At 73.1% G+C, this 8,480-nt stretch carries 11 protein-coding genes and 1 tRNA gene; 4 read left to right on the plus strand and 8 right to left on the minus strand.

Annotated features, from left to right (window positions below; translation table 11 throughout):
* On the plus strand, positions 1-798 hold a 798-nt coding region (dnaN, locus tag E1289_RS34490), incomplete at its 5' end, for a DNA polymerase III subunit beta (protein WP_131987860.1).
* A gap of 17 nt (positions 799-815) precedes the next feature.
* Here the strand turns inward: dnaN and E1289_RS34495 are convergent.
* Together E1289_RS34495 and E1289_RS34500 are read right to left on the minus strand one after the other, a co-directional pair.
* Positions 816-1,379 carry an XRE family transcriptional regulator gene (locus E1289_RS34495; protein ID WP_131987862.1) on the minus strand — a complete coding sequence of 188 codons (564 nt, stop codon included), beginning with the start codon at positions 1,377-1,379 and terminating at the stop codon, positions 816-818.
* Between the two features lie 93 nt (positions 1,380-1,472).
* A complete protein-coding gene (locus E1289_RS34500) occupies positions 1,473-1,862 on the minus strand; it encodes a MerR family transcriptional regulator (protein ID WP_347813611.1) in 390 nt (129 codons plus the stop codon).
* Positions 1,863-1,913: 51 nt separating this feature from the next.
* On the opposite strand from E1289_RS34500, the gene E1289_RS34505 reads away from it, so the two are divergent.
* From E1289_RS34505 to E1289_RS34515, 3 genes are read left to right on the plus strand one after another with little or no spacing between them, the layout of a single operon-like run.
* Positions 1,914-2,600, plus strand: coding sequence for an SDR family NAD(P)-dependent oxidoreductase (locus tag E1289_RS34505; protein WP_207929336.1), 687 nt, complete (start codon positions 1,914-1,916; stop codon positions 2,598-2,600).
* A 2-nt stretch (positions 2,601-2,602) separates the two neighbouring features.
* Positions 2,603-3,283, plus strand: coding sequence for a phenylalanine--tRNA ligase beta subunit-related protein (locus E1289_RS34510; protein ID WP_243713353.1), 681 nt, complete (start codon positions 2,603-2,605; stop codon positions 3,281-3,283).
* Positions 3,283-4,161, plus strand: coding sequence for an EamA family transporter (locus E1289_RS34515; protein ID WP_131987878.1), 879 nt, complete (start codon positions 3,283-3,285; stop codon positions 4,159-4,161). The genes E1289_RS34510 and E1289_RS34515 overlap by 1 nt, the downstream gene beginning before the upstream one ends.
* A 21-nt stretch (positions 4,162-4,182) precedes the next feature.
* Here E1289_RS34515 and E1289_RS40260 read toward each other — a convergent pair whose 3' ends face one another.
* The 6 genes from E1289_RS40260 to E1289_RS34545 form a co-directional block, all read right to left on the minus strand.
* On the minus strand, positions 4,183-6,252 hold the full coding sequence (locus tag E1289_RS40260) for a serine/threonine-protein kinase (RefSeq protein WP_131987864.1): 2,070 nt from the start codon (positions 6,250-6,252) through the stop codon (positions 4,183-4,185).
* 119 nt (positions 6,253-6,371) lie between these two features.
* A tRNA-Ser gene (locus tag E1289_RS34525) sits at positions 6,372-6,459 on the minus strand.
* 10 nt (positions 6,460-6,469) lie between these two features.
* The gene (tadA, locus tag E1289_RS34530; RefSeq protein WP_131987880.1) at positions 6,470-6,907 is read right to left on the minus strand and encodes a tRNA adenosine(34) deaminase TadA; all 438 of its coding nucleotides are present in this window, start codon (positions 6,905-6,907) and stop codon (positions 6,470-6,472) included.
* Positions 6,908-6,974: 67 nt separating this feature from the next.
* Positions 6,975-7,412 (minus strand): hypothetical protein, encoded by a 438-nt coding sequence (locus E1289_RS34535; RefSeq protein ID WP_131987866.1) that lies wholly within the window; start codon positions 7,410-7,412, stop codon positions 6,975-6,977.
* 112 nt (positions 7,413-7,524) lie between these two features.
* Entirely contained in the window at positions 7,525-8,010 is a 486-nt protein-coding gene (locus E1289_RS34540) for a tRNA adenosine deaminase-associated protein (protein ID WP_131987868.1), read from the minus strand.
* Positions 8,011-8,164: 154 nt separating this feature from the next.
* A partial coding sequence (locus E1289_RS34545) for a hypothetical protein (protein ID WP_207929337.1) occupies positions 8,165-8,480 on the minus strand: 316 nt, incomplete at its 5' end.

Here is an 8,480-nt window from a genome sequence, read left to right on the forward strand (position 1 = left end):
GTGTCGTCGCGCCCGGCGGCCGGCACCATCCCGAGCGACCTGTTCGCCACCGCGATCGCCCAGGTCACCCCGGCCGCCGGGCGCGACGACACCCTGCCGATGCTCACCGGCGTCCGCATCGACATCGAGGGCGACACGATGTGGCTGGCCTGCACCGACCGCTACCGCATCGCCGCACGCGAGCTGACCTGGTCCCCCGCCGACCCCGACTTCACCGCGGGCGTCGTCGTCCCCGCCCGGACCCTCGCCGACACCGCCAAGGCGATCAAGCGCGGCGAGGACGTCACCATCAACCTGGGCGGCGCCGGCGACAACCTCATCGGCGTCTCCGGCGGCGGCCGCAGCATGACCAGCCGCCTCCTGGACGACCAGTACATCAACTACAGGTCCCGGCTGACCGGCACCTGGACGTCCATCGCCGAGATCCCCGTCGCCCCGTTCGTCGAGGCGATCAAGCGGGCCGCCCTCGTCACCGAGCGCGGCACCCCGATCCAGCTCGCGTTCACCGCCGGCGAGGTCCGCATCCGCGCCGCGACCGGCGACTCCGCCCGCGCCAACGAGAGCCTCGGCGTCGAGTTCACCGGCGACGACATCGACATCGCGTTCGCCCCGCAGTACCTCCTGGACGGCCTGGCCGGCATCGACACCGAGCACGCCCGCCTCGAATGCGCGAGCCCCACCAAGGCGGCGCTTCTCACCGCCGTCCCCGACAAGAAGGACGACGGCGGGGAACCCCCCGACGCCCAGGCCGACACCGGCTACCGCTACCTGGTCATGCCCGTCCGCCTGACCTCCTGACGCCCTGACCTCCCGGTTCAGAGGTCGAGGACGGCCAGGACGAAGCGGACCTCCCGCTCGCCCGCGTTGCCGTAGGAATGGGGGCGGTCGCCGACGAACACGGCCGCCGCGCCCTCCGCCACGAGATCCGTCCGGCCGTCGACGCCGAGCGTCAGCGTCCCCTCCTGCACGTAGACGATCTCCTTGGTGCCGGGCACGTGCGCGTCGCTCTCCCGCGTCTCCCCCGGCCGCAGGTGCCATTGCCACAGCTCCAGCGACGGCCGCGGGTCGCTCCCCGCCAGCAGCGTCCCCGTCCCGCCGTGCTCGCCCTCCCACAGCACCACGTGCCGCTCCGGCCGGAACATCCGCACCGGCGGCTCCTCCTCGACCTGTACGAGCCGCGTCAGCGGCACGCCGAGCGCGTCCGAGATGCGGATGAGCGTCCCCAGGTTCGGGTTGCCGCGTCCCTGCTCCAGCCCCACCAGGACGCCCTTGCTCACCCCGGCGCGCCCCGCCAGCTCGTCCAGGCTCCAGCCGTGCCCGGCCCGGAGGGCCCGCACGGTCCGCGCCACGGCCTCCCCGATCGCGCCCTGCTCGCTCATCGTCCTCCAGCCATCCCGGTCACCACGCAGCCAGTGTCCCGCAGGCCCGCCCCGGCGAAGCCGGGACGGCCGCCGGCCAGGCCTTCGCCGCTGTCAGGCGCTCTGGCTCAGGACGGACGTGAGCATCGAGTCGAGCACGCGCCGGGACGCCTCCAGCCGGTCGAGGGCCTCGGTCACCCGGGCGCGCTCGCGGCGCAGTTCGCCGACCATGGCCGGGCAGGGCGACGGGACCACCCGGCCGTCCACGTCGTGCACGCAGTGCAGCAGCCGGGCGATCACCGCCGTGGGAAAGCCGGCGGCGAGCAGGGCGCGGATATGGCGGACCGCGGTGACGTCCGACGGGGCGTACTCGCGGTAGCCGTTCGGGCGCCGGACGGGCCTGAGCAGCCCCTGCTCCTCGTAGTAGCGCAGCAGCCGCCGGCTCACCCCGGTCGCGTCGGCCAGTTCGCCGATCCGCATCGCGTCCTCCAGGTTGACCTTCACATGGATGTCACGCTTTACCGTCCCATTGTCGCTGACCAGCAGGAGGTTCGGATGAACGGAGCAGTGATCATCGGCGCGGGACCGGGGATCGGCGGGGCCGTGGCCCGCCGGTTCGCGCGGGAGGGGCTGCCGGTCGCCCTCATCGCGCGTGGGGAGCGCACGCTCAAGGAGACGGCCGGAGGCATCGAGCCGCGGGGTGCCCGGGTCATGACCCGGGTGGCCGACAGCACCGACGAGGACGCCCTGCGCGCCGCCCTGGACGAGGTGACCGCCGAACTCGGCCCACCGGACGCCGTCGTGTACAACGCGGCGAAGATCCAGGCGGACGCCCCCGGTGAGCTGCCGGTACGTGCCCACCTGGACGCCTGGGCGGTCAACGTCGCCGGTGCGCTGACCGCCGCCGCCCATCTCGCGCCGGCGATGGCGCGGCGCGGCGGCGGGTCGTTCATCATGACCGGGGGGATGCCCGAGCCGAAACGGCGGTACGTGAGCCTCTCGCTCGGCAAGGCGGGGGTGCGGACCCTCGCGGAGTTGCTCGACCAGGAGTACGGGCCGTCCGGCGTGCACGTGGCGAGCGTCACCGTGGCCGGCCCGGTCGCGCCCGGCACGGAGTGGGATCCCGACGACATCGCCGAGCACTACTGGAGGCTGCACGTCCAGCCGCGGGACCGGTGGGTCCGCGAGGTGCTCGTCAGCGGCCGTGGTCGTTATACTGACATCTCGATGTCATTAAAGTGACCGTGCGGAGGGTGGAGATGCTGGAGCGCATCGTGGTCGACGAGGCCGTCCGGGAGTTGCGTCCCGATTTCGCGGTGCTCGTCATGACCGCCGAGGGGCTGGTGAACGGCCCCGGCGACGCGGAGTCGCGAGGCTGGCTGGCCGAGGCGGCGGCGCAGGCCGACGCCGCCGACCCGCACGTGGCGGCATGGCGCGACGCCTACCGGGCGTTCGGCTCCAAGCCGCAGCGGACCCGCCCCTCCGTGGACGCGCTGCTCCGCCGGGCCGACGCCCTCCCCTCCATCAACAAGGTCGTGGACGCCTACAACGCCGTCAGCGTCGAGTTCGCGCTGCCGATCGGCGGCGAGGACCTCGACGCCTACCAGGGCCCCGCGCGCCTGGTCAGGGCCACCGGCGACGAGCCGTTCGACGTGGTCGCGGGCGGGGAGCCCGCCGTCGAGCACCCCGGCGCCGGGGAGGTCGTCTGGCGCGACGACGCGGGCGTCACCTGCCGGCGCTGGAACTGGCGGCAATGCGTCCGGACGCGCCTCACTGAGCACACGAAGAACGGCCTCTTCCTGCTCGAACGCCTGGAGCCCTACCCGCTCGACCGGCTCACCGAGGCGGGCGACCGGCTGGCCGCCAGGCTCCGCCTGATCGCCCCGGACGCGCGCATCGCGAGCCGGCTGATCGGCGGGCGGTGATGGTCACCGTCCTCGCGCTGAGCGCGGCCCTCGCCTACGGCGTGGCCGACTTCCTCGGCGGCGCCGTGACCCGCAGCTCGACGGCGCTGCGGACGCTGACCTGGTGCGTCCCCGTCGGATTCGTGATCATCCTGGTGTCCGCGCTCCTCGCCGGCGGCGGCGCCGCCCCCGGCCCGATGGCCTGGGGCTTCACCGCGGGCCTGGCCGGCGGTGCGGGCCTGATCGCCTTCTACCGGGCGCTCGCACGCGGGCCGATGAACGTGGTGGCGCCGGTGTCCGCGCTCGCCGCCGCCGTCCTGCCGGTGGCCGTGGGCATCGCGCGGGGCGAGCGGCTGGACATGTCCGTCGCCGCCGGCGTCCTGCTGTGCCTCGTCGCGATCGGCCTGGTCAGCATGGAGGCCGGGGACGAGCGGAGCGCGGGGACGGCCGCGCCCGGATGGAGGCGCCACCTCGACTCGGGCCCGATCATGGCCGGGGTGTCGGGGACGTGCTTCGGCGTCTTCTTCGTCCTGCTGAAGACCGCGGGGGACGGCAGCGGCCTCTGGCCGATCGTCGGCGCACGCGTCGGCAACGTGGCCGTCGTCGCCGTCGCGCTCCTGGTCCTGGCCCTGCGTGGCGGCGACCTCGGCCCCCGCCTGTCCGGGCGGACGCTGATCGGGCTGGCGCTGCTGTCGGGCACCCTGGACGCGGGCGCGAACGTGCTCTACTTCCTGGCCGCCCACAAGGGCATGCTCAGCCTCGCCGCCGTCCTCACGTCCCTCTACCCGGCGATCACCGTCCTGCTGGCACGAATCGCCTACACCGAACGCCTCCGCGCCATCCAACGCGTAGGCATGGCGGTAGCCGTGGCGGGCGTCGCCCTGGTGACGGTGGGCTGACGGCGCTCGCGGGCGCCTCGTTCAGGGGACTGCCCACAGGCGGACGGTCTTGTCGTTGCCGGCGCTGGCCAGTGTCCTGCCGTCGGAGCTGAAATCGAGCCCGCCGACCGTGAGTTCATGACCGGAGAAGATCGTGGTGACGCGGGCGCTCGCCACATTCCACAACTGGATCCCGCTTTTGCCGGTGCCGGCGGCCAGGGTTCTCCCGTCGGGGCTGAACGCCAGGGAGTAGTAGCTGTCGTCCTCCTCGTTGGTGAAGGTCGCGGTCGGCTTGCCGCTGGCGACGTCCCAGAGCTGGATGCTGTTCTTGTCATTGCTCTTGGCCAGGGTCTTGCCGTCCGGGCTGAAGGCCAGAGCGTCGGTGAAGATGGCGATGTCCTCGCTGGGAATCTCCTGAAGGCTGCGACCTGACGCCACGTCCCAGATGCGCACGGTGTCACTGAGGGTGCTCGAACTGGCCAGAAGCTTGCCGTCCTGGCTGAACGCAACGGAACCGACGGACTTGGTGTGGCCGCTCAGGACGCGGGCGGTGCGCTTCTTGGTCACGTCCCAGAGCCGGATCTTCTTCCCTTCGCTCCGGGCGACCATGGTCCCGTCGGGACGCACCGCGATGCCGCCGGAGCCGTCGGGGCTGGGCAGGATGACCGAAGAACTGCGGGAAGCCACGTTCCAGAGCCGCACCGAGCCGTCCCACTGCGTGCTGATCAGGCTTTTCCCGTTCGGCCTGTAAGCCACCAGGGGCACCGTGCGCGCCTTGACCTTCAGGGTGGTGACGAGGCCGCCGCCAGGCATGTTCCACAGCCTGATGGAGCCTCCCTCGGCACCGGCGGCCAGCGCCTTCCCATCCGGACTGAACGACACGGACTGCGCCCAGTCGGGGGTCTTGAGGACGCGAAACGCCCTGCTCGTGGTCACCGGACTGGGACTCGGCGGAGCGGGCGCGCTGCTGGTCGGCCTGGAGCCGGACGTCCCGGCGGCCGGGGCGTTGTCGCGGTCCGGCCAGAACACCGCCGCGCCCGTCACGACGAGGAGCACGGACGCGGCGGCCAGGCCACCGATGACGAGCCGGGGATTCGGCCGCCCGGACGGCGACGACGCCCCCTGCCGTGTGGGGCCCGCCCAGATCCGCGGCGGGGGGCCGGGTGGTGGTGCCGGAACGTGCGGTCCCCCCTGCGCGGGCGGGACCGGCTGCGCGGGTGATCCAGGGTGGACGCCCGCCCGGCCGTCGGCGGGCGGCGCCGGGGAGGGCGGCCCGGGGGCCGGAGCGGGTGCCTCGGCGGCGAGTTCGGTCAGCAGCTCTTCCGCGCGGTCGGCGGTCAGCCGCTCCGCCGGGTCCTTGCGGAGGAGACCGGTCAGCACCTCGCCGAGCGGCCCGGCATGGACGCACGGGGCGGGGTCCTCGGTGGCTATCGCGACGAAGACCGAGCCGGGGTTGGTGCCGGTGAACGGCGGGCCGCCCTCGACCGCCGCGAAGAGGGTGGCGCCCAGCGACCACAGGTCCGACTCGGGGGTCGCGGCCTTCCCGCGGACCTGCTCCGGGGCCATGAACGCCGGGGTGCCCATGATGGCGCCGGACCGGGTGAGGGTGACGTCGCCGTCCAGCGCGGCGATGCCGAAGTCGGTCAGCACGACCCGGTCGCCTTCGAGCAGCACGTTGGCGGGCTTGACGTCGCGGTGCACGATGCCGTGGCGGTGGGCGAGCCGCAGCGCCGCCAGCATCTGAACGCCGATCCGGGCGACCCGACCGACCGGAAGGCGCCCCTCCTCGGCCAGGAGGTCCTGCAGCGAACCGCCCTCGACGAACTCCATCACGATCCACGGGCGGCCGTCCTCGCCGGACACCCGGTCGTGGACGGTGATGATCCCGGGATGCCTCAGCCGCCCCGCGGCCCGGGCCTCGCGGTCCATCCGGCCGTAGAAGACCCGGCGCTCGTCCGCCCCGACGTGCTCGGGCAGGCGCAGTTCCTTGACCGCGACCGTGCGGTCGAGTTCGGAGTCCCAGGCGCGCCATACCGCGCCCATGCCGCCACGGCCGATGAGGGCGAGGATCCGGTACCGTCCGGCCAGGAGTTCCCCAAGATCCTCACGCACGCCCGGCAGCCTAGCGCGGCCGGATGACGCGCCGACGCTCGGCGTTCGCCGACCGTCCGGGGCACCCGGAGACCACGCGGACCCCGCGTTGCGCCGTGCATGCTCAGGGCGGTTCAGAATGGCGGTGGTGGTGGGATTCGAACCCACGGAAGCTTGCACTTCACACGCTTTCGAGGCGTGCGCCCTCGTCCACTAGGCGACACCACCGCGGGAGAGCCTACCCGAATCTGCGGTGCGTGAAGAACTCGGTGAGCAGCGCGCCGCACTCGTCCGCCAGGACCTCGGCGACGACCTCCGGCCGGTGGTTGAGGCGCCGATCGCGTACGACGTCCCACAGCGAGCCGACCGCGCCCGCCTTCGGGTCGACCGCGCCGTACACGACGCGGGCCAGCCGGGCCTGGACGGACGCTCCCGCGCACATCGTGCACGGTTCGAGCGTCACGACCAGCGTGCAGCCCGCCAGGCGCCACTCGCCGAGGGCGGACGCGGCCTCGCGGATCGCGACGATCTCCGCGTGCCCGGTCGGGTCCGCCGAACGCTCCCGGTCGTTGCGTCCGGTGCCGATGACCTCGCCGGACGCGTCCAGGACGACCGCCCCGACCGGGATCTCCCCGTCCGCGAACGCCTTGCGCGCCTCGGTCAGCGCCAGCCGCATCGCCGGGACGAACCCTTCGAGCACCGGGTCGCCCGCCGCCTCGCCTTCCCTCGGTCCGGTCACGGGGTCAGTCACGGAGGTGGTCGAACTCCTCGCCGAAGCCGGCGTGCTCGGCGACGGTGAGCAGCGCGTCGCCGGGCACGGCGCTCTCGCCCAGGTCGCTGAGCTGCTTGGCGTTGACGCCGAGGTCTTCGAGGAGGGCGGGGTCGCCGCCGGGGTCGCCGTCCGGGACCTCGCCGACGAGCTGCTGGAACAGGGCGCCGAACCCGTCCTCGCGGACGGCGGACACGTAGGCGCGCGGCTCGTCCTCGCCGTCCAGCCGGACGACCGCGAACCAGTCGTCGTCCTGCTCGATCAGCAGCACGACCGGGTCGCCGTAGGTCTCCACGGCCGCCTCGCGCATGAGGTCGGCGACATCATCGACGTGTTCGGCCTCCGCCAGGGCGGCCTCCATGCCGACCCAGCCCTGCGGGGTCTGCGCGAACACGGCGGCGAATTGGGTCACGTGCTAATTGTGACCCACGGGGTTGCCCCGGTCACACCCCTTACCGTGGCCGGATCGGTTTGATTCCCGGCAAACCGCCCGTGAGGCCGGGGGTGTGGTGTCCGGTGGGTGGTCAGGCGACGGCGTCCATGGCGCGTTCGAAGGCGGCGGCGAAGCCGATCCGGCCGGCGATGCTGAGCAGCATCTCGTCCGGGTAGAGCTCCAGGTCGCCGGAGATGGCGCCGAGCTCCATCTCGTCGAGCCCGAGATCGGCGAAGATCGACATGTCGCCGACGGGGAGGACCTGGTCGAGCTCCTCCTCCTCGGGGATCGGGATGTCCAGGTAGTCGAGGACCTGGCCGGCCAGCGGCCAGTCGACCGAGGCCGTGACGTCCGACAGGAACACCATGACGTCGTCGCCGAGCAGCCGGATCGCCACGAAGAAGTCGTCGCCCACCGAGACCAGCCCGATCGTGCCGCCGAGGCTCGGCTGCTGGCGCAGGGCATGGATCAGCCCCGCGAGGTCCTCGGTCAACGCCACCGGGAGGATCTCGGCCTCCCAGCCTTCGTCTTCCCGGTACACCACGACGGCGAAGTCCGTCGCGTCCACATCCGTCATTTCCACCCCACCGCCGCGTCTCCTGCCAGGGCATGGTCCCAGATGCGGCGGTCCGAGCGCGCACCAACGCGAAACTGGGCGCCGCACCCGCGCGTGAGATCGGGAGTCAGCGCAGCAAACCCCTGCCCAGCGGAAGGAACCTACTCGATCCGCGTCAATTTATGCGGAAGGTCCGGCGGCGCAGTGCCGCGTGGATGCGGGCGCGCCGCGACCGGTGCGGTGTGACCCGGCGGCGCAGCTCGCGGGCCTCGGCCAGCTCGCGCAGGAAGATCGCCCGGCGGCGGAGATGCTCGCGCACCTGCTCGGGGGAGATGTCGCCCTGCGGGCCGGGACGCGGCCGGACGTCCTGCCCGGCTGTGACATCGGTCACCGGGGCCTCGGCGGGCGCGTTCCCGGCGGGAGCGGAAGCGCCGGAGACCGGCTGCCCGGGGGCGGGTTCCCCGGTGGCGGGGGGACCGGGGAACCCGCCC

Source organism: Actinomadura sp. 6K520, assembly GCF_004349245.1.
GTDB lineage: Bacteria > Actinomycetota > Actinomycetes > Streptosporangiales > Streptosporangiaceae > Spirillospora.